Origin of the sequence: Martinezella rhizogenes, assembly GCF_000799715.1 — a bacterium.
GTDB lineage: Bacteria > Pseudomonadota > Alphaproteobacteria > Rhizobiales > Rhizobiaceae > Rhizobium > Rhizobium rhizogenes_C.
Window position 1 is genome coordinate 227,350 of the sequence record NZ_JUHG01000013.1, and the last position, 18,972, is coordinate 246,321.

Consider the following 18,972-nt stretch of genomic DNA (forward strand, 5'->3'; position numbering starts at 1 on the left):
ACGGAACTCGAACAACCCCTAGACAAGGAAAATTGCCATGGCCATGCAAAGCGCATCGATCGCGCAGCGTTTCGAAAGCTACCAGCCATCCAAGACGCTGCTCGTATGGGCCTGCATCGCCACGGCGGTCGTCACCATGATCGTCGGCTTCAGCTGGGGCGGCTGGGTGACGGGCGGCACGTCGCGCACTGCGGCGGCGACAGCCGGCGTCGTTGCGCGCGGGGAACTGGCATCCGCCATATGTGTCCAGCGTTTCAACGCCGCGCCGGATGCGACCGCGAAGCTCATCGAGTTCAAGGCCATTCCCGACAACTACAAGAAGCGCCAATTCGTCGACGCCGGCGGTTGGGCGATGATGCCTGGCCAGACCACGTCGGACAGCCGCAACGTCGAGGGCTGCGCCACCGCGCTCGCCATGTAAGACGTCCTTCTGAAGCGCCCCGACCTTGCGCGGGGCGTTTTCTCAATCTGTCAGATCAGGAGAATGACAATGATCCGTTTCGAGAAAAAGGCCGACCCGAAGCCCTTGCCGAAGGATGTCGAAAACAAGAGCGCCGAGAAAACTCGCGAGACAGCGATCGAAGAGCCCAAAAAGTCCGGCAAGGACGGCGTGCAGTCTCGCGCATGGCAGCCGACTGACGACAACCGCCTTCTCTGACAGCATCTTTCGGAAGCTCGTTCGCTTTTGTAAGATCTCTGGATCGGCGGATAAACCCGCCCTTTATAGTCCTGATCACGCGGCGGCGATGTGTCGGCGCCGCTGGGACACCTCGCCGATCGCCACCATCTGTTGCGAACAAGGCCGTCCTATAGCTGCCAAGTACTGAAGCCCCAATGTGGATCGGAGTACTGGTCACGCTGCTGTTATCACCTGCGCTGATGGAGAAAACCAAGGTGATAAGGAGGCGGCCTTGAAGAAGTTTGAGAATGTCCAGCGTTCACCGCGAGAGCGAGACGCCGCCGGCTTGAGATACAAAAAAATACGCTCAGCCTGCGTTGGTCAGCCGAAGGACAACATAAGCAATATTGTCAATAAAATATTCGACGCTATGACTATAATGCGAGGCTTCGGTAAGGGGGGCGCTTGGGAGTTAGTTTTGGCGGAGAATTAGATGAGACGCACGAAGGAGGAAGCGGCGGAAACGCGGCGTATAATATTGCATTCAGCGGAGACGTTGTTTCTCGACAACGGATATGAAAATGTCACGCTGGAAGAAATAGCCGTCGCCGCTGGCGTCACACGCGGAGCAGTTCACTGGCATTTCAAAAATAAGCAGGGCCTTTTGCTTGCGATCCGCGATGAAGCACGTCGGCCATTCCGGGAGCTTGCGGAGCAGATATCGCAAGAGCATCCCCCCAATCCGCTTGAACTGGTCTTCGACACGATTTCGACAATTTTCGCAGAGCTTCAACAGGATCCACGCAAACGCGGGATGCTGAAGGTCATCATGTATCTCGACATGTCGTTCGCTGACTGTGACAGCGGCACCTCTTTCCGGCATGAAATGCAGGAGCATTTTGCGAGGATATTCTGTTCCATGAGCGCGACCGGCGCTTTGCCCTGTCCATGGACGCCGGAGACAGCTGCATCCACATTGACTGCCGCAATTGGCGGACTGGTGGACGAATGGGCTCTCGACAAAGGCGACTTTAACTTGGCCCCTTGCGGACAAGCCCTTATCAAAATGATCCTGACCGCCTGGTTCCCGAAACAAGTACTACGGAACATGGCGGCGGCGATGTGAGCTCAAACAAGCTAATCGAGATCATAAACGATCCGCTGTGACATCGATTTATCGAGCGGCTGAACTCGCTTTCATGCCGCGATCAGGCAAACTCGCTGAATTAAATGAAAAGGATCCGGTAGGGAAAACCGGATCCTTTCCTCTTTGATCGGAGGTCAACCGATCAATGTAAGAAGCCTGGCGGATTGGAAACGACAGGCTTCTCTTATCCGGCACGGGGCCGGATAATTTGGATTAGAAGCTGCGCTGGAAGCGCAGGATACCGGCCCACTGGTCATCGTTGACCGAGTCGAAGTTGGTGTAGGATACTTCCGGCTCGATTAGGAGGTTCTTAACCGGGTTCCACTTGACGTTCGTGGTTGCGGCAAAGATCTTCGAGTCGGTGTAGGCGAGCTGCAGGTTCCACTTCAGCTTGTCGTTGAACGGAACGCCAACGCCACCCCAAACGGCCCAGTCACCCCAGCCGCACTTCGACTCGTCATTAACCGGGCAAGCAGAGCGATCGAGGTTGGTGCCGGCATACTTGTTCAGCTTGTCGCCGTCCGTGTTCCAGCCACCCATCAAGAAGGCCGAGAACGTGCCGAAGTCGGCGTCGACGCGAGCCTTGACAGCACCTTCTTCGACGATGGAGTCATAACCGCCGACGACCTTGAAGGACCATGCACCGGTCTTGTAGCCAATACCGGCAACAGCGTCCGGAGCATAATGGTTGGACTTGTCATCCACCCACCAGCTCGCGCCATAGGAGGAGGAGTCCGAGCCGCTGGAATTGCTGTCTTCCACCGAGACCACAGCCGTGAAGCCGTTGCCGGCGTCGTAGTTGTAGGTCAGCTGGTTGAGTTCGTACGGGCCGTCATAGATCACGTCGTCGTTGATGACGTCGCCGGCATAGTCAGTAAACGAGATGTATTGGGAGTCCGCCTTACCGACGAGGAAACCGCCGAGGCTGATATTGGCGAACAGCAGCTTCGTGCTGGTCGAATTGCCTTCTTCCCAGTCCCAACGGAAGACAGAATTGGTCTTCAGCGGGCCGTATTCGGTGTCGGTGGCCGTGTCGAGGCTCAATTCAGCGCGAGTATGCCACAGCGTGCCAGTGCGGTTCTTCGGGTTGTAAGCGTCGTACCACTTGCCTTCGGTACGGACCATGCCGCCGATCTTAAGGCAGGTTTCGGTGCCCGGAATGAAGAAGTAGCCAGCGCCGTATGCGTCGCAGATGCGAACGTATTCGAGGGGCTCCGGCTCAGCAGCGACGATAGCGTCGGCTGCATGAGCACCCGAAACTGCAGCAAGCGAAGCAGCAGAGCTGATCAGAAGACTTTTCAAATTCATAGTAAACTCCTGGTTGTATTATGCATTTCAAACATTTCCACGAGCACGAAACTGCATTCGCCGCTTACGAAAAGCGACGCCATGTAAATGCGATCGAATAAGTCCCCGATACGCTCCCCAGTGCCGGAGCCAGGCCCATCGGGCCTTCCCCATTCCCTCGTGGTAACAGCCTTGAAATGCCCCTACCGATCCGGCCGAATGTTCGACCGCGAGACAGATTATGTCCTAACTATGATTTACAAACGGACGGTATGTTTGTCAATTATATGAAGCCTACTTTACTATCTACCTGTGTTGCCGTTGCCAAAATGCAACTATCAGCATCGCCATCGGCGCCGGCACTACCAATAACCAACGGGAATTTGACCTGCCCGGACCAGTGCGCGGCGGTTCTCCAGCTGGCATGCCGCCCTGAGAATCGGAAAAGATGATCGCTACGGCGCTCTATTTGATCGGAAATTGTCTCGATTCCACGCCGGACCCGACTCAGCCTGTCTCGATGAGGGTCTTTCATCCGCATTCGATACAGGCCTTAAGATATCAGAGTCCCGCATTTGAGAAGCAGCCCGGGGGGCATCCCGTTTGCTCATTCCACTCGACGAGAGGTATTCAGAATTTCGGCGCGCTTTTCCCCGCTGCCCGATGAGCGGCAATGACGGTATTGGCCATCAGCATGGCGATGGTCAGCGGCCCGACACCACCGGGAACCGGCGTGATCACGGCGGCAACGTCGGATGCCTCGGCAAAGGCGACATCGCCGACCAGACGGCTCTTGCCCTCGCCGCGCTCAGGGGCGGCAATCCGGTTGATCCCGACATCGATCACCGTCGCACCAGGCTTGATCCAGTCCGCCTTGACCATCTCAGGACGGCCGACAGCCGCCACCAGAATATCGGCGGTGCGAGCAACCGTGGCCAAGTCCTTGGTGCGGGAGTGTGCCGTCGTCACCGTCGCATTGGCGTTGAGCAGCAATTGCGCCATCGGCTTGCCGAACAGGTTGGAGCGGCCGATGACGACGGCGGTCAGCCCCGACAGGTCCTCGCCGTGCACGCGGCGCACCAGAAGCATCGCCCCGGCCGGGGTGCAGGAGATCAGGCCGGTTGCGAGGTCACCCGTGGCAAGCTTGCCGGCATTGACCACATGCAGCCCATCGACATCCTTCTCCGGCCGGATCGACTGGATGATCGGCTCCGCGTTCAGATGCTTGGGCAGCGGCAGCTGCACCAGGATGCCGTGGATGGACGGGTCTTCATTCAGCGATTGCACCAGACCTGCCAACTCTTCTTGCGTCGTCTCGGCCGGCAGCGTGTGCTGGACGGACGTGAAGCCGCACTCCTTGGCCATCCTGCTCTTCGAGCTCACATAGCTGTGGCTGGCCGGATCGTCGCCGACGATCACCACCGCAAGACCGGCCTTCGTTCCGGTATCTCTTTCCAGAGCGGACGTCGCCGTCTTCACCGCCTCGATCACCGAAGCCGCCACCTGCTTGCCGTCGATCACGGTTGCCGTAGTCATCGCAGTCGCCGCCGTCATCGCTCAGCCCATCCTCTCGGAAGCATAACTCCCCGGGCTTGCCGGGAAGACGATGGTGCGGTTGCCGTTGAGGAAGGTGCGGTAGTGGATATGCGCATGGATGGCGCGGGCGAGAACCTGGCTTTCCACATCCCGGCCGATCGACACATAATCGTCGGCCGATTGCGCATGGGTGATGCGCGCCGTGTCCTGCTCGATGATCGGACCTTCGTCCAGATCCGCCGTCACATAATGCGCCGTCGCCCCGATCAGTTTTACCCCACGCTCATAGGCCTGCTTGTAGGGGTTGGCGCCCTTGAAGCTCGGCAGGAAGGAATGGTGGATGTTGATGATCCGGCCCGACATCTTTTGGCACATCGAATCCGACAGGATCTGCATATAGCGGGCCAGCACGATCAGTTCCGTGCCGGTCTGCTCGACCACATCCATGATCCGCGCTTCCGCCTGCGGCTTGTTGGCCTTGGTCACCGGAATATGGTGGAAGGGGATGTCATGATTGACCACCACCTTCTGGTATTCGAAATGGTTGGAGACGACGCCGACGATGTCGATCGGCAGTGCGCCGATCTTCCAGCGGTAGAGCAGGTCATTCAGACAATGGCCGAAGCGCGACACCATCAGCAGCACCTTCATGCGCTTCTGGGTGTCGTGGATCTCGGCCTCCATCTCGAACTTGCCTGCAATCGGCTTGAAGCCCTCGACCAGCGCCTCCTGGCCGACGCCCTCTTCGGACACAAAACTGACGCGCATGAAGAACTTGCCGGTATCGAGATCGTCGAACTGGCTGGAGTCGACGATGTTGCAGCCCTGGTCGGCCAGATAATTGGCAATCGCCGCAACTATCCCCCGCGTCGAGCGGCAGGAAACGGTGAGTACATAATGTGTCATGCTATTCTCATCTGCTCGAAAATCATGGACATGTTGTGAAAGTTTGTCAGACAGAGTCGCTATCGGCCACCATCGGTCAGAAGCCGCAGAAAAGCCTGTAGTTCCTCGTCCTCGATCGAGACGAAGTGTTGTCTTTCCGGATAGGCGCCTGAGCGGACATCCGCTGCAAACTCCGTGAAAGCGGCGATACGTTCGCGTTGCAGTCGTTCATATTCGACGGCAAAGTTGCGATATATTTTCGCGTGGCGCGGATAGTGGCCACCATGACTGCCGAGCACGTCATCGGCAAAAAGATACTGGGCATCGCAACCGCTTCCCGCCCCCATCGAGATCATCAGCATCGATGTATTCCGGCTGATGGCTTCGGCAACACCACCCGGCACCACCTCGATCTCGACGGCGAAGGCGCCGGCCTCTTCCAGCGCCTTGGTCTGCCGCCAAACCTCAAGGGCGCTCGCCGCCGTCTTGCCGACGGCGCGAAAACCGCCCGTCCAGGTCGCCTTGGATGGAATAAGGCCGACATGGCCGCAGACTGGAATGCCCTCCTCGCGCATTCGCCTAATCGTCGACACACCGGCTGCGCAATAGACCGCATCCCCGCCTGCCTTCAGCGCCTTGAAGGCTTCGCGCATATACTCTTCCGCCGAGACATAATCGCCATACTCAAGACCGGGAATGGCGAAGCAGGTGGGAGCGGCCTCACGAAAAGCCGGGCCTAGCAGCGCTGGCGGCACGGAAACGATATCGATGCCCGCCTTCTCAGCCGCCTCGGCTTCCTCCAGAGAGGTGACACGCAACATGGTGAGCTGCCTGCTACCTTTCATCGCCAGGAGATCGGCAACCGTTGCACGACTATGTTTTTTCATGGAACTTTCCTCTGAAAGAGATGGAATCATTCATGCGGCGGGAGCCGATTGCGTTTCCCGCGATGTATGCAAAGGGGGCTAGACACAACCGCCCTTCCTCATCTCGATCATCCCTACCTCTTGACGGGAAGGATAGGCCGGGTTTTCGCCGGCCTCAATGCATGCTTGATGGAATCTATCAAAACATATCAAATTCTTATGTCATTGATGATGGGATACATCATCAGCCATGCGAGCCGCACAGATATTCCACTGTCGTGGACTTATCCGGCGCACGAGTTAAAGCAACGCTTGGACTTCGTTATGATCTCGCACGGTCGGGATGCGCCGCCTGAAACGCGGGCAATTCGGCACACTTGCCATCGATATCGACGATGCGCTTGAAACCGGTCATATCCACGCCCCAGCGGCGGGCATTGTAAACTTGCGGGACAAGACAAAGGTCCGCCATCGTCGGCGCATCGCCAAAGCTGAATTTTCCGTCGCCTTCGTCGAGCATCGCTTCCAGTTTACGAAGTCCATCCGAGATGAAGTGCTTCATCCATTCCTCACGCGCCTCGGCCTTGCCCGTCAGTGACATGACCTCTGCCACGACATGCGTATTACATATGGGATGGATATCCATGGCGATCGCATAGGCAAGCGCTCGTACGTGTTGCCGGCCTGCGATATCCGATGGCAGCAATCCGCTCTCCGGTCGCAGCTCCGCCAGATACTCGATGATCGAAAGCGACTGCGTCAGTATCCTTCCGTCGATCACCAATGTCGGCACCAAACCCTGTGGGTTGAGCGCCAGATAGTCTGGCTTCCTCTGCTCACCTTCCAACAAATTGATCGATACGGTTTTGTAATCGACCCCCAGCATATTGAGCGCGATACGGACGCGACAGCTCGCGGACGATCGCCAATAGTCGTAGAGGACGACCTCCTTCATTGCGCCCCGTCTCCGCTATATCGCTCGACGGTCTGCTCGATCGCCCCAAAGATGGAATGGCCGGCCCGATCCTTCATCTCGATACGGACCTGATCACCGAATTTTAGGAATGGAGTCTTCGGCGATCCGGTTTCAATCGCCTCAATCATCCTGATTTCGGCGATGCAGGAATAGCCGTCACCTCCATTCTCGATCGGCTTGCCCGGCCCACCGTCCAGCTTGTTGGACACTGTCCCCGAGCCGACGATCGTTCCGGCGACGAGATTGCGGGTCTTGGCGGCATGGGCGATCAGCTGGCCGAAATCGAACGTCATGTCGACGCCGGCATTCGCCTGGCCGAAAGCCTTGCCATTCAAGCTCACCAGCAAAGGAAGATGCAGCTTGCCGCCATCCCATGCCTCTCCAAGCTCGTCCGGCGTCACCGCGACCGGAGAAAATGCCGATGCGGGCTTGGACTGGAAGAAACCAAAGCCCTTTGCCAGCTCTTCCGCTATCAGACCGCGCAAAGAGACATCGTTGACAAGCATCACTAGCCGGATGGCGCTCCGGGCGACGTCAGGACCGGAACCCATGGCCACGTCACCGACAATGACGGCGACTTCACCTTCCATGTCGACCCCATGGGCCTCGTCGGTCACCGCGATCGGATCGCGCGGCGCGAGAAAACCGTCCGAGCCACCTTGATACATCAATGGATCGACCCAAAAGCTTGCCGGCATCTCGGCGTTGCGCGCCTTGCGCACCAACTCGACGTGATTGACATAGGCCGACCCGTCGGCCCACTGATAGGCCCGCGGCAAAGGCGATGCGGCGTCGTGTTCATGAAACCTGATCGTCGGCTGGGCGCCCGTCTCGATCCCCTCGGCAATCAGCGCCAGTCTCGGCGCCACATGCTCCCAGTCATCAAGTGCCGCCTGCAAGGTGCGGGCAATATGACCGACCTCGGAGCAGCGGGTAAGGTCACGGGAGACGACGACGAGCCGGCCGTCCCGTGTGGAGTCTTTCAATGTCGCGAGCTTCATGTTCTGGCCCCAATGTCGGAGGATGCGTGGCCGGTCTTCACTTGATGCCGGGTGTTCCGTCGAACCTGCGTTCCAGGCCATCCCAACATTCCAGATAATTATCCTGCAGCGTTTCCAGCTCCGCCGCATACTTGGTCACCTGCTGCGGGTAGCGGGTCTCGAACATGAAGGCCATGGTATGATCCAGCTTGACGGGTTTCAGCTCGGAATTGGAGGCCTTTTCGAAGCCTGAAGCATCCGGCCCATGCGGAAGCATCATGTTGTGCAGGCTGATGCCGCCCGGCACGAACCCTTCTTCCTTGGCATCATACTGACCATGGATCAGGCCCATGAACTCGCTCATGATGTTGCGGTGATACCAGGGCGGGCGGAAGGTATGCTCGGCGACCTGCCAGCGCGGCGGAAAGATCACGAAATCGACATTCGCCGTACCCGCACTTTCCGTCGGCGCGGTCAGCACCGTGAAAATCGACGGGTCAGGATGATCGAACAGGATCGCTCCAACAGGGGAAAATGTCCGCAAGTCGTATTTGAAAGGTGCGTAGTTGCCGTGCCAGGCGACCACATCGAGAGGCGAGTGGCCGATTTCCGTGACGTAGAATTTCCCGCACCACTTCACATGCACGCGGCAGGGCGTTTCCTTGTCCTCGTATGCGGCGACCGGCGTCTTGAAATCGCGCGGATTTGCCAGGCAGTTCGCGCCGATCGGCCCGCGATCCGGCAGCGTGAATTTCGCGCCGTAGTTCTCGCATATATAGCCGCGCCAAACCTTCTCGTCGCCTTTGCGCAGCACCTTGAACATCATGCCGCGTGGGATGAGGCATATCTCCAAGGGCTCGATGTCCATGGCGCCCATTTCAGTGAACACGCGGATAGCACCGATCTGCGGAACGATCAGCAGTTCACCATCGGCGTTGAAGGCATAATCATCGACCATGTCCTCATTGAAGACATAGACATGCGCGGCCATCCCGGTCTGCGTCAGGACGTCGCCTGCGGTGGTCATCGTCCGCACCCCGTCGAGAAAACTTAGCCTCTCGTCCGGCACGGGCACGGGACCCCAACGAAGCTGGCCGAGGGGAAGCGAATGATCGTCCAGGCAGGGAGCAGATTTCCAGTGCGGGTAGGAGGTGTTGGAAAAACGACGGGTGTGGCGCACGCTCGGGCGAATACGATAGAGCCAGGACCTTTCGTTCGTCCCTCGAGGTGCGGTGAAGGGCGAGCCGGAAAGCTGCTCCGCGTAAAGACCGTAGTTGCATTTCTGCGGACTGTTCTGGCCTTGCGGCAAAGCGCCAGGAAGTGTTTCCGTTTCGAAGTCGTTGCCGAAGCCTGGCATATATTGCAGCATGTCCGCCACCGAGGCCTCTTTGTCCGAAGCCTGGGTCATTGTCTGGTCCATCGCTCAATTCCTCCCGAAAACTGAGGGCGATCCCACGTAGGCGCAGGATCGCCCAAAAATCACTCCGCCGCAGTACCGATCACGCCCCGCTTGATCTGATCCGCCTCGATCGACTCGAAAAGGGCGCGGAAATTGCCTTCGCCAAAGCCCTCGTCGCCCTTGCGCTGGATGAATTCGAAGAAAATCGGGCCAATGACGGTTTTTGAGAAAATCTGCAGCAGGATCTTCGTCATGCCGCCATTCACCACACCTTCGCCGTCGATAAGGATACCATGTTTCTTCATGCGCGCGATGGGTTCGTCATGCCCGTTCACGCGTGCATAGGACATGTCGTAATAGGTCTCTGGAGGACCGGGCATGAAGCGCAGCCCATTGTCTGCGAGCCTGTCGGTGCCTTCGTAGATATCTTCCGTTCCCACGGCGATGTGCTGGATGCCCTCGCCCTTGTACTTCTTCAGAAACTCCTCGATCTGGCTCGTATCGTCCTTCGATTCATTCAGCGGAATGCGGATCTTGCCACAGGGCGACGTGATGGCGCGGCTCACCAGACCGGTGATGCGCCCGTCGATGTCGAAGAAGTGGATCTGCTTGAAGTTGAACAATTCGCGGTAAAAAGCCCACCATTTGTCCATGTTGCCGCGGAAGACGTTGTGGGTCAGATGATCGAGATAATAGAAGCCGACCCCTTCGGGACGCGGGTCGCGCTCGCCGAGCCAATCGAACTCGGCTGCGTAAGCCGAACCCTTTGCACCATAGGTCTCGATGAAATAGAGCAGCGAACCGCCAATGCCGACAATCGCCGGGACATCGAGTGCCTTGTCATTCCCCTCATAGGGAACGGCGCCTTTTGACACGGCATGATCGAAGGCGTGCTTGGCGTCAACGACCCGCCAGGCCATCGACGGGGCTGCAGGACCATGCTCTCCAACGAAACGGGCGGCATGGCTGCCGGGTTCGGCATTAAGCAGATAGTTGATATCGCCCTGCCGCCAGACGGTGATGTCCTTCGTCTTGTGCCTGGCGACCGGGACATAGCCCATGCGTGTAAAGAGCTCACGCAGCTTCTCGGGCTCGGGATGGGCGAATTCAACGAATTCGAAGCCATCGGTGCCGGCTGGATTGTCGACGCTGATTTCCGGCGGCGGCGCATCATGCGGAAAAGGACCCATTTTCTCCTCCAGGGAAATTTGCATATCAATTATGCAAAGTATGATCCAAAATGCGTGCAATGTGCTTGCATTCTTCATAGTTAAGGGCGAAATTATGCACAGATCGTGAGGATTTCAGGGATTTTGTGCAATGAATGAACAACTCGACAAGTTCGATTTGCGACTGCTCCAGGAATTGCAAAAGGACGGCAGATTGACGAACAACGAGTTGGGCGAGCGGATCGCGCTTTCACCCTCGCAATGCTCGCGCCGACGGACGAGACTGGAGGCTGAGGGCTATATCCAGGGCTATCAGGCCAATCTGGATAGGCAAAAGCTGGGTTTGGATATGTTGGTGGTCATTTCCGTGACGCTCGCAACCCATAACAGGGACAATGCCCAACGATTTTCGCAGCTGATCAGCGGGCTGCCGGAGGTCCTCGAAGCCTATGCGCTGACTGGTGAAATGGACTACCACCTGAAGGTAGCGACCCGCGGGCTCGCCGATCTCTCAAGATTCGTCAACGATGTCCTGTTGCCTCATGAGTCGGTCCAGCATGTGAAGACATCGATCGTTCTCGACACACTCAAGACCTTTGAAGGATTCCCCGTGATCATGTCACATGGCTGACATGGCGACATTGCGCTTTGGTTTGCCAGGAACGCCAAAGATGCAGATCAAACGAACCAGGTTTTAAAGCTGGCGACGATTGATTTGGCCGCGCTCGTTCCGATGAGCGCAACCCGCACGGAGAGCTTGCTTTTCGGCGCATGCTCGCGTTCCAATCATCCTTTAAAAATACACTTCCTTTTCGAGGATAAATTTATATGGAATGCGTCGAAGGACAAACACGACATTTCGAAGAATTCGCCGAAGTCCTGCTCAGATGTCATCACCTATATCACCCGACCACCGATTCCATTGCTCTGCTCAACGCCGTAAAAAGCCGGCGTCAAATCGAGATATTCGATTATAGCCGCTCTGCCGACGCGTTTACCCGCGCATTCGGGATACGCAACTCGCTGAAGTGCCTGCAGGCGCTCCTTAATCTCGGAACAGCGATCCACACATATCAAAAAGTATGCGATCTCGGCTGCGGTTCAGGTGCATTCAGCCTTGCCTTTGCCTATCTCGCCGGCAATCCCGGCCTTGAACTTCATGGGTTGGATTCATCGGAAAGCCAGCTTTCCCTGGGCAGGCAGCTCATGTCGGCTGCCCGGCTTCCGGGAAGGTTCGCGTTCGAACAACGAAGCCTTCCAGCGATGATCGGTTATCTGCCCGACCTGGCGATTTCGTCCTACTGGTTCTGCGAGAACAAGCATGTGATCGCCGATCCCGAACTGTTCGATCTCATGGTCGGTTGGGAGTTGCTGATCGTCGATTACGAAGAGATAATCGATGGCATCGCGACCTGCCTTCCAAAGGGCTTCCATGTCCTTGCGAGACATAGTGCGGAGGTGGAAATTCCAGCCGCATTGACCGAGTTCGTCGCCCAGGAAAAGGCAAAGGTTCATAGCATCCACATCAGCCGGACGATGGATTAGGCACGCCGCGGATTGGGCGACGCGCTAGATCGGCAATTCGGTCGAGAATTTCAGCTCGCGCAGCACAAAGCTCGACACCACCGTGCGCACATGCGGGTTGCGCATGAGATAGCGGGTCATGAAGGCCTCGTAGCTTTCCACATCCCTCGCCCGGATCTTCAGCATGTAGTCGAAGGCGCCGGATAGCGCATAGCACTCCATGATCTCCGGCCGCTCCAGCACCACCGACGCGAAAGACGTGACCGCCTCTTCGTGGTGATCCTCCAGGGTCACATGCGCGATAACGCAGAGCTTGAGATCGAGTTTTCCGGGATCGAGCAGTGTCACACGCTTGCGGATGACGCCGTCAGTCTCCAGCTCCTGGATTTTCCGCCAAGCCGAGCTCTGCGACATCCCGGCCTTCTCCGCCAGCTCCGCCAGCGAGAGGCTGCCATCGGCCTGGACAAGCTGCAGAAGTTTGAGATGAAAATTCCCAGGTTCTTTCATCCACAGCACCATATTCGAGAATATTTACCAGTACTATGCCGATAGCCAGCAGGAAAGAAAAGAAAATCCGCAAAATCCGGCGCATAATTGCAAGAGTATCGCAGCATCTGGGAGGATCAGCCTATGACCAAGGAAAGCAGCTACACCGCTAAGCTGCCTGGCCCAGATGGCTTATACGCCTACACCGCCGAAGAAGATGCGATCTGGGGCGAACTCTACGGGCGTCAGTTGAAGCTGCTGGCCAATATGGCTTGCCGGGAATATCTGGACGGTGTGAAGACCCTGGGGCTCAAGCCGGACAAGGTCCCCCAGCTTCTCGACGTCAACCGGCGCCTGAACGAGACCACCGGCTTCGGTGTCGAAGGCGTGCCGGCACTCATTCCGCCCTCGCGCTTCTACGAACTCCTGTCGCAGGGCAAATTCCCGCTTGCGACCTTCCTGCGCCGCCGCGAGCACATCGACTATATCGAGGAGCCGGACCTGTTTCATGAGGTATTCGGCCATTGTCCGCTGCTCACCAACCAGAGCTATGCCAATTTCGTGCGGCATTTCGGCGAAACCGCCGTCCACCTCGGCAAGGGCTATTCCTGGCATTTGTTCCGCATCTTCTGGTTCACCGTTGAATTCGGACTGATCAACACGCCAGAAGGTCGCCGCTGCTTCGGCGCGGGCATCGTTTCGTCGCCAAGCGAAGCGAAGGCAGCCATGGAAGGCAAGGCGTGCGAGTTCCGCCCGTTCGATCTGCTAAGCGTTCTCAGAACGCCTTACCGGATCGATATCGTCCAGCCGATCTACTATGTCATCGACAGCTTCGCCGACCTTGAAGCGATCGTCGAGCAGGATATAGAAGGTTTGATCCTCAAGGCGAAGTCGCTGGGTGATTTTCCACCCGCTTTCGAAGCCAAGGCCTCCTGACCGCTGATTGCCCAAGCTTGGATGCAATTTTGTCAGAAAGCTCTGCCCTGAAGCTGTCCCGATGCCTGGTGCCCATGACAAAGGTTTGCGGGTGGTGACGCGCGCCACCGAACCATCAGACTAAAGTCCCATTATCCAAGGCATAGGTCTGACCGCTATGGAAACTTTGAGTTTCGACAATATTATAGCTCGCGGTGATTTGCTTACCAAGATCACCGCGACGAACGGTTGAGGCCACGCGGAAATTACCACGCTCAACCTTAAAGTCTTTGTATTGCACGTCGATTGACGTCAACGTGCCTGCCGGCCCGCCCGCCGGCCCTGTCGCCGGATCGAGTGCGCAATTTCTCTTGATCCGGCGACAGACCAATATCACGACGGTCACTTTGCGTCTTTCAACCTCACCCCACAGGCGTTCAGGCGATCGATCCGCTAAGCGCTAACTGCGCTTTGGGACCTTCGCCACTTCGGGGGAAACTACCGCGCGCCTGTTTGGCGATAAGTTTTCGCGGTAGCATGAAGATCATAACGCCCATCCTCGATGCCTTGACGTTTTGATAGCCTATCCTGTAATACCCTGTTGGATCTCTATTTGTCGCAGCGAGGACTGCGATCCCGCGTTACTATCCGTGGGGCCTCGAAGCCGCAGTGTGAAATTAGCTGCTGCAACTTTTTTTGAACCGTAGCTCCCGTGTCCGCCGCACCATCCCGTGACGGCGCTTCCACTATCCATTGTCATTGACGTTGGCCGAATGAGCGTAACGGGGCCATCAATCGGCCTGAGAAGAACGGGAAGCCTTATCCGTGCTTCTCATGCGCAAAGAGCTTGAGATGCTCGTCGCCGAATAACTCGGCTGACGAGCGACGATTTCAGCAACAGCAACAAGGAGAACAAATGCATATTCTAGTCAGAGACAACAATGTCGAACAGGCGCTCAGGGTGCTCAAGAAGAAGATGCAGCGCGAGGGTTTGTTCCGCGAGATGAAGGCACGGCAGTCTTATGAGAAGCCGTCCGAACGACGCGTCCGGGAAAAAGCGCAGGCCATCAGCCGGCATCGCAAAGCGATACGCAAGCAGCTGCAGCGCGAAGGGCTGATCCCCGGCCCCAAGCGGAAGGCGCCGCCGGCGCGTTGATCAGTTCTACCATTTGATGCGATAGTTCACATTCACGTTGCCCGCTGGCGTTAAGGCCAGCGGATCGACGACAGAAGCAGTGAAATTAAGGTTGGGCACGATCGGCTGGTTGAAGGCCAGCGTGCTTGAGAGGGTACCTTTGATATCCGTTACTACACCGCTCGCCGAGATCGACGTGCCGGTCGAGGGAAAGATCATCGTCACCGCCTGCGAGGCAGTGACGGACGTTGGTTGGTTCTGCGCCGCCATATAGTTCACATTCAGCGCGCGGGTCGTCTGCATATCGAGATCTTTCGAGACAATCCAGTTTCGCGAGCGGCCGAGATACAAGGTTCCGCTGCCCCTCAGCGTGTCCAGGCGCAGCGCCACCTCGCGACGCGATTTGCTGGCGAAATTGTTATGAACGTCCACCACTCGTCCCCAGAATGTGGCAAGCTCGGAACCGCTCAAAATCTTTCCGCCAGGCGCGCTTGCCAGGCCGATATCGGCACCCGCGCTCACTTCCCAGGCCATCGGCAGCCGAAAGCCGATGGTTGTCTGATAGGCCCGAGGCGCGACTTTGACAGGCGTCCAGATCAGCAGATCGCTTGCATGAGCCGCCGGCGAAAGCGACACCGTGCTTGCCAGGGCGCCTAAAAAAATGCGCGTTAAAACAAGTCTCATCACAAAAGCCCAATTAGCGTTTGTATCAACGCCAGCACGCCGAAGTGCAGCGCCGACAGCCGAAGGCGATGCGAGAAATAACGCTCGGCCTCGGCTTGATTTGGTTGTTAAGCGCCGATCCACGATGCATTTCGGTACCCATCGGGCACCTGCACCATCCCGCGCGAGGAAGAAATCCAACGCGCATCAGGCAACTCTCACCTAAACGATCCCATCCAAGGGACAGCATGTAAACCCTTTGGGCTCAAGTTTTTTGCTGCGGTGCACATTTGCCGCACTCGCTAGATGACCATAAGGCTCACTGCGCGGACCGATCATGCCCGGCCACGAAACACAAAAGCCGGAAGCTCGCTGAGGCCGTCCTCTTCAGCTCGTGCCGCGATATCCTGATGGAACGGCGAGTGAATGCAGACGGGATCGGTCGCATCCGCGCTGCCCGCGAGCGCCATGGCCTGGCAACGACAGCCTCCATGGTCGATATGTTTTCGCGCGCAACTGCGGCAGGGCTCCTGCATCCAGTCGTCACCACGATAGGCGTTGAAGGCGCTACCGTGATACCAGATGTCCGAAAGCGGTCTGTCACGTACATTGTCGAAGGCAAGCGACGGAATGGTTTCTGCGGCATGGCACGGCAGCACCCGCCCCGATGGGGTGATGTTGAGCCCGGTGCGGCCCCAGCCGCCCATACAGGCTTTCGGATAGCGGGAATGGTGATCTGCGGGCACGTAGTCGATGACGAGAATGCCGTTCAGCGTCCTGCGCGCCTCCACGACCAGCGCCGTCGTCCGTTCGACCTGGGCGCGCGTCGGCATCAGCGCAGCGCGGTTCTTCTCGGCCCATCCGTGGAACTGCACGGTCGCGATCTCTATGCGGCGCGCGCCGAGCTCGACCGCGCTTGCGATCATGTCGCTGATCTGATCCATGTTCTGTTTATGGCAAACGGCGTTGACGGTCAGCGGAATGCCGGTCTCACGAATCCAGCCGGCAACCGCCAGTTTGCGAGCATAGCCGCCTTTGTAGTTGCCGACATGGTCGGCCATTTCCGGCGTCGCACCCTGGATCGAAAGCTGGATATGGTCCAACCCGGCATCGGCGAGTTCCGTAAGACGGGGCTGCGTCAGCCCGATACCGGAGGTGATGAGGTTGGTATAGAGGCCATAGGAAGCGGCTCCCTTGGTCAGTGCGGCAAGATCACGGCGCGCGACCGGCTCCCCGCCGGACAGATGCAGATGCAGGACGCCGAGTTCGGCGGCCTGCCGGAAGGCGGACAGCCATTCCTCGGTCGTCAACTCGTCGCAGCTTTGGGTCAGTTCCAGCGGATTGGAGCAATAAGGGCAGGCAAGCGGGCAGCGATGCGTCAATTCCGCCAGCATGGCAATCGGCGACGGCGCGGCGATGCTGCGCTCCCTGCCATTGCTGGTTTCAAGATGATCGCTCACCGGTTCAGCTCCAGCATCCGCCGGCTGGCAAAATCGCGGATGAAGGCTATCACGTCGTTCAGGATCTCCTCCTTCGGCGCTTCGAACTGCTGCGCAAAGCCAGCGGCGATTTCGTCCAGCGTTCTCACTCCATCGAGAGCGTTGACGATCGCCACCGCAATTTCATCCAATGCAAGCGCGCGCTCGGGCGCAAGCAGGATCGTCTGCCCGCGCGCGGCGTCCTCACGCAGCCTGACGCCGCGCGCGAGCTTGGCGATGGTTTGGCCGTCGATCTTGAGGGCGTCGTCCTCACTCATGATATTACCCCTTCGCGCCCATCCCAGCCGCCAGGCGGGATAAGCCCTGGGCTGACATAGGCATGGGAAAGCGCATCGAGCTGCGACCAGAGGACATCGGTCTTGAATGTCAGCGCGGCCACGGAAGCATCTTGCTTTTCCAGCGTATCGGCGTGATCGAGAACATAGTTCAACCCGAACGCGACCTCTTTCGGCGCTTCGTTGAGGCGCTGGCGAAAATAGGCGAGCGCGCTGTCATTGGCAAAGGCGTAGTGCTCGATCAGGCCAGCGATGCGATTGGCATGGATGGCAGGGGCGAACATCTCTGTCAGCGAGGAAGCAACCGCTTCCAGCATCGGCTTTTCGCGCACGAAATGGACATAGGCATCCACTGCAAACCGCGTGCCGGCAAGCACGCCACGCGTCGAGGCGACAAAGTCCGGATCAAGCCCCACCGCCTCGGCAAGCTTCAGCCAGCGACGTATCCCGCCGCCATCGTCGACGCCACCGTCATGATCCTCGATGCGATTGCGCCAGGCTCGCCGCAATTGCGGGTCCTCGCAACGCGACAAAAAGGCGGCATCCTTCATCGGGATGCGGCTTTGATAATAATACCGGTTAATAACCCAGGCCTGCACCTGGATCATGCTGCAGTGACCACCATGCAACTGCCGATGAAACGGGTGCTTGTCGTGATAGCGCGCCTCGCCGACCGCGCGCAGGCGCGCTTCGAACGCTTCTCTATTGGCTGCCTGTTGCAAGCGTGATCTCCATTCCGTCATAGCCGACCGCGAAGCCGTGTCGCTCAAGCTCGGCGCGCTCCGGTCCAGCCCGCCAGATCGGGTTGGTATTGTTGATATGAATATAGATACTCCGCCCGATCGACAGACGGGACAATGCCTCGAGACTGCCATCGGGGCCGCTGATCGGCATGTGTCCCATCCGTCGGCCGGTCTTCTGACCGGTGCCTGTTCTGATCATCTCGTCATCGGTGAAGACCGTGCCGTCGAAGAACAGCAGATCCGCTCCGGCAATTCGATCCGCCAGGACAGCACTCACCGCCCCGCAGCCGGGAATGTAGAAGATGCGCCTGTCGCCGACGCGAAACTCCATGCCGACGGTCTGTTCGCTTTCAAGCTCAAGCTCCGGTTCACCCTTCTCAAGATAGAGCGGAACCTTGCCGGCAACGGCAAAGAGCCTTGTTTCAAGGCCATCCAGCGGAAAGAACGGCGTTTCGAGCTCGATCGGCTTTTGCTTAACGTGGACGGGATCGAGAACCTTGAAAATCGGGTTCTGCCCCAGCGTCTCCAGCAAGGCTTTTGTTACGAGGAGCTGAAACGGCTGTTTTTCCCGTAGTGTCAGAAGACCCGCGACATGATCGACATCGCCATTCGTCAGGACGACGCTCTTAATCGGGCTGTCGCGCAATGCCTTGGGCCATAGAGCAGCCCGGTCGTGCAACTGCTGGCGGATGTCCGGAGAAGCATTCACAATCAGCCAATCGCGGCCATCGACACTGATTGCCAGCGACGATTGCGTTTGCGGAGCGAGAGCGCCCTGGCGTGCCGCCGCGCAGTTCGGACAGCCACAATTCCACTGCGGTAAGCCCCCTCCGGCAGCTGCACCGAGCACAAGAAATCGAACGGTCAA

At 57.9% G+C, this 18,972-nt stretch carries 22 protein-coding genes; 7 read left to right on the top strand and 15 right to left on the bottom strand.

The features are described from left to right. Window positions 1-37: 37 nt before the first annotated feature. From EX00_RS12995 to EX00_RS13005, 3 genes are all read left to right on the top strand, one after another. A complete protein-coding gene (locus EX00_RS12995) occupies window positions 38-421 on the top strand; it encodes a hypothetical protein (protein ID WP_047458205.1) in 384 nt (127 codons plus the stop codon). Between the two features lie 69 nt (window positions 422-490). After that, window positions 491-658 (top strand): hypothetical protein, encoded by a 168-nt coding sequence (locus EX00_RS31725; RefSeq protein WP_202903712.1) that lies wholly within the window; start codon window positions 491-493, stop codon window positions 656-658. A gap of 454 nt (window positions 659-1,112) precedes the next feature. Then, entirely contained in the window at window positions 1,113-1,745 is a 633-nt protein-coding gene (locus EX00_RS13005; protein WP_047458210.1) for a TetR family transcriptional regulator, read from the top strand. Between the two features lie 234 nt (window positions 1,746-1,979). Here the strand turns inward: EX00_RS13005 and EX00_RS13010 are convergent, their stop codons facing one another. The 8 genes from EX00_RS13010 to hppD form a co-directional block, all read right to left on the bottom strand. Next, window positions 1,980-3,074: a porin gene (locus EX00_RS13010; RefSeq protein WP_047458213.1), complete on the bottom strand. Its 1,095-nt coding sequence runs from the start codon at window positions 3,072-3,074 to the stop codon at window positions 1,980-1,982. A gap of 609 nt (window positions 3,075-3,683) precedes the next feature. Then, the gene (folD, locus tag EX00_RS13015) at window positions 3,684-4,589 is read right to left on the bottom strand and encodes a bifunctional methylenetetrahydrofolate dehydrogenase/methenyltetrahydrofolate cyclohydrolase FolD (RefSeq protein ID WP_047460256.1); all 906 of its coding nucleotides are present in this window, start codon (window positions 4,587-4,589) and stop codon (window positions 3,684-3,686) included. A gap of 21 nt (window positions 4,590-4,610) precedes the next feature. After that, complete coding sequence (gene purU / locus EX00_RS13020; protein WP_047458215.1) at window positions 4,611-5,495, bottom strand: formyltetrahydrofolate deformylase; 885 nt, start codon at window positions 5,493-5,495, stop codon at window positions 4,611-4,613. 59 nt (window positions 5,496-5,554) lie between these two features. Next, a complete protein-coding gene (locus EX00_RS13025; protein WP_047458218.1) occupies window positions 5,555-6,361 on the bottom strand; it encodes a 3-methyl-2-oxobutanoate hydroxymethyltransferase in 807 nt (268 codons plus the stop codon). A gap of 301 nt (window positions 6,362-6,662) precedes the next feature. Next, window positions 6,663-7,295, bottom strand: coding sequence for a maleylacetoacetate isomerase (gene maiA / locus EX00_RS13030; protein ID WP_047458221.1), 633 nt, complete (start codon window positions 7,293-7,295; stop codon window positions 6,663-6,665). Then, window positions 7,292-8,317 (bottom strand): fumarylacetoacetate hydrolase family protein, encoded by a 1,026-nt coding sequence (locus EX00_RS13035; protein ID WP_047460259.1) that lies wholly within the window; start codon window positions 8,315-8,317, stop codon window positions 7,292-7,294. Before EX00_RS13035 ends, maiA begins: the two co-directional genes overlap by 4 nt. A 37-nt stretch (window positions 8,318-8,354) precedes the next feature. Beyond that, window positions 8,355-9,716, bottom strand: coding sequence for a homogentisate 1,2-dioxygenase (gene hmgA, locus EX00_RS13040; protein WP_047458224.1), 1,362 nt, complete (start codon window positions 9,714-9,716; stop codon window positions 8,355-8,357). 59 nt (window positions 9,717-9,775) lie between these two features. Further along, window positions 9,776-10,885: a 4-hydroxyphenylpyruvate dioxygenase gene (hppD, locus tag EX00_RS13045; protein ID WP_047458227.1), complete on the bottom strand. Its 1,110-nt coding sequence runs from the start codon at window positions 10,883-10,885 to the stop codon at window positions 9,776-9,778. A gap of 130 nt (window positions 10,886-11,015) precedes the next feature. Here hppD and EX00_RS13050 point away from each other — a divergent pair, with 130 nt between their 5' ends. Both EX00_RS13050 and EX00_RS13055 read left to right on the top strand, forming a co-directional pair. Then, on the top strand, window positions 11,016-11,495 hold the full coding sequence (locus tag EX00_RS13050) for an Lrp/AsnC family transcriptional regulator (RefSeq protein ID WP_047458229.1): 480 nt from the start codon (window positions 11,016-11,018) through the stop codon (window positions 11,493-11,495). Window positions 11,496-11,692: 197 nt separating this feature from the next. Next, window positions 11,693-12,409, top strand: coding sequence for an SAM-dependent methyltransferase (locus EX00_RS13055; RefSeq protein WP_047458232.1), 717 nt, complete (start codon window positions 11,693-11,695; stop codon window positions 12,407-12,409). A 24-nt stretch (window positions 12,410-12,433) separates the two neighbouring features. Here EX00_RS13055 and EX00_RS13060 read toward each other — a convergent pair whose 3' ends face one another. Then, a complete protein-coding gene (locus EX00_RS13060) occupies window positions 12,434-12,895 on the bottom strand; it encodes an Lrp/AsnC family transcriptional regulator (protein ID WP_047460261.1) in 462 nt (153 codons plus the stop codon). 123 nt (window positions 12,896-13,018) lie between these two features. On the opposite strand from EX00_RS13060, the gene EX00_RS13065 reads away from it, so the two are divergent. Continuing rightward, window positions 13,019-13,810, top strand: coding sequence for a phenylalanine 4-monooxygenase (locus tag EX00_RS13065; RefSeq protein ID WP_047458234.1), 792 nt, complete (start codon window positions 13,019-13,021; stop codon window positions 13,808-13,810). A 115-nt stretch (window positions 13,811-13,925) separates the two neighbouring features. Here the strand turns inward: EX00_RS13065 and EX00_RS31450 are convergent, their stop codons facing one another. Further along, entirely contained in the window at window positions 13,926-14,195 is a 270-nt protein-coding gene (locus EX00_RS31450) for a hypothetical protein (protein WP_155294058.1), read from the bottom strand. A gap of 510 nt (window positions 14,196-14,705) precedes the next feature. Between EX00_RS31450 and rpsU the strand changes: the two genes are divergently transcribed. Further along, on the top strand, window positions 14,706-14,945 hold the full coding sequence (gene rpsU / locus EX00_RS13070; protein ID WP_047458237.1) for a 30S ribosomal protein S21: 240 nt from the start codon (window positions 14,706-14,708) through the stop codon (window positions 14,943-14,945). Between the two features lie 6 nt (window positions 14,946-14,951). On the opposite strand, the gene EX00_RS13075 is transcribed toward rpsU, so the two are convergent. From EX00_RS13075 to pqqB, 5 genes are all read right to left on the bottom strand, one after another. Continuing rightward, window positions 14,952-15,608 (bottom strand): hypothetical protein, encoded by a 657-nt coding sequence (locus EX00_RS13075; RefSeq protein ID WP_047458240.1) that lies wholly within the window; start codon window positions 15,606-15,608, stop codon window positions 14,952-14,954. 314 nt (window positions 15,609-15,922) lie between these two features. Further along, window positions 15,923-16,981, bottom strand: coding sequence for a pyrroloquinoline quinone biosynthesis protein PqqE (gene pqqE, locus EX00_RS13080; RefSeq protein ID WP_234709036.1), 1,059 nt, complete (start codon window positions 16,979-16,981; stop codon window positions 15,923-15,925). A gap of 62 nt (window positions 16,982-17,043) precedes the next feature. Further along, a complete protein-coding gene (pqqD, locus tag EX00_RS13085) occupies window positions 17,044-17,343 on the bottom strand; it encodes a pyrroloquinoline quinone biosynthesis peptide chaperone PqqD (protein WP_047458245.1) in 300 nt (99 codons plus the stop codon). Continuing rightward, window positions 17,340-18,104, bottom strand: a complete 765-nt coding sequence (gene pqqC, locus EX00_RS13090; RefSeq protein WP_047458248.1) for a pyrroloquinoline-quinone synthase PqqC — start codon at window positions 18,102-18,104, stop codon at window positions 17,340-17,342. The genes pqqD and pqqC overlap by 4 nt, the downstream gene beginning before the upstream one ends. Then, window positions 18,064-18,972 (bottom strand): pyrroloquinoline quinone biosynthesis protein PqqB, encoded by a 909-nt coding sequence (pqqB, locus tag EX00_RS13095; protein WP_047458251.1) that lies wholly within the window; start codon window positions 18,970-18,972, stop codon window positions 18,064-18,066. Before pqqB ends, pqqC begins: the two co-directional genes overlap by 41 nt.

Excerpts from the sequence above, each read along its gene's own strand:
- EX00_RS12995 (WP_047458205.1), top strand. The coding sequence starts at position 38 with ATGGCCATGCAAAGCGCATCGATCGCGCAGCGTTTCGAAAGCTACCAG.
- EX00_RS31725 (WP_202903712.1), top strand. The coding sequence starts at position 491 with ATGATCCGTTTCGAGAAAAAGGCCGACCCGAAGCCCTTGCCGAAGGAT.
- EX00_RS13005 (WP_047458210.1), top strand. The coding sequence starts at position 1,113 with ATGAGACGCACGAAGGAGGAAGCGGCGGAAACGCGGCGTATAATATTG.
- EX00_RS13010 (WP_047458213.1), bottom strand. The coding sequence starts at position 3,074 with ATGAATTTGAAAAGTCTTCTGATCAGCTCTGCTGCTTCGCTTGCTGCA.
- folD (WP_047460256.1), bottom strand. The coding sequence starts at position 4,589 with ATGACTACGGCAACCGTGATCGACGGCAAGCAGGTGGCGGCTTCGGTG.
- purU (WP_047458215.1), bottom strand. The coding sequence starts at position 5,495 with ATGACACATTATGTACTCACCGTTTCCTGCCGCTCGACGCGGGGGATA.
- EX00_RS13025 (WP_047458218.1), bottom strand. The coding sequence starts at position 6,361 with ATGAAAAAACATAGTCGTGCAACGGTTGCCGATCTCCTGGCGATGAAA.
- maiA (WP_047458221.1), bottom strand. The coding sequence starts at position 7,295 with ATGAAGGAGGTCGTCCTCTACGACTATTGGCGATCGTCCGCGAGCTGT.
- EX00_RS13035 (WP_047460259.1), bottom strand. The coding sequence starts at position 8,317 with ATGAAGCTCGCGACATTGAAAGACTCCACACGGGACGGCCGGCTCGTC.
- hmgA (WP_047458224.1), bottom strand. The coding sequence starts at position 9,716 with ATGGACCAGACAATGACCCAGGCTTCGGACAAAGAGGCCTCGGTGGCG.
- hppD (WP_047458227.1), bottom strand. The coding sequence starts at position 10,885 with ATGGGTCCTTTTCCGCATGATGCGCCGCCGCCGGAAATCAGCGTCGAC.
- EX00_RS13050 (WP_047458229.1), top strand. The coding sequence starts at position 11,016 with ATGAATGAACAACTCGACAAGTTCGATTTGCGACTGCTCCAGGAATTG.
- EX00_RS13055 (WP_047458232.1), top strand. The coding sequence starts at position 11,693 with ATGGAATGCGTCGAAGGACAAACACGACATTTCGAAGAATTCGCCGAA.
- EX00_RS13060 (WP_047460261.1), bottom strand. The coding sequence starts at position 12,895 with ATGAAAGAACCTGGGAATTTTCATCTCAAACTTCTGCAGCTTGTCCAG.
- EX00_RS13065 (WP_047458234.1), top strand. The coding sequence starts at position 13,019 with ATGACCAAGGAAAGCAGCTACACCGCTAAGCTGCCTGGCCCAGATGGC.
- rpsU (WP_047458237.1), top strand. The coding sequence starts at position 14,706 with ATGCATATTCTAGTCAGAGACAACAATGTCGAACAGGCGCTCAGGGTG.
- EX00_RS13075 (WP_047458240.1), bottom strand. The coding sequence starts at position 15,608 with ATGAGACTTGTTTTAACGCGCATTTTTTTAGGCGCCCTGGCAAGCACG.
- pqqE (WP_234709036.1), bottom strand. The coding sequence starts at position 16,981 with ATGCTGGCGGAATTGACGCATCGCTGCCCGCTTGCCTGCCCTTATTGC.
- pqqD (WP_047458245.1), bottom strand. The coding sequence starts at position 17,343 with ATGAGTGAGGACGACGCCCTCAAGATCGACGGCCAAACCATCGCCAAG.
- pqqC (WP_047458248.1), bottom strand. The coding sequence starts at position 18,104 with ATGACGGAATGGAGATCACGCTTGCAACAGGCAGCCAATAGAGAAGCG.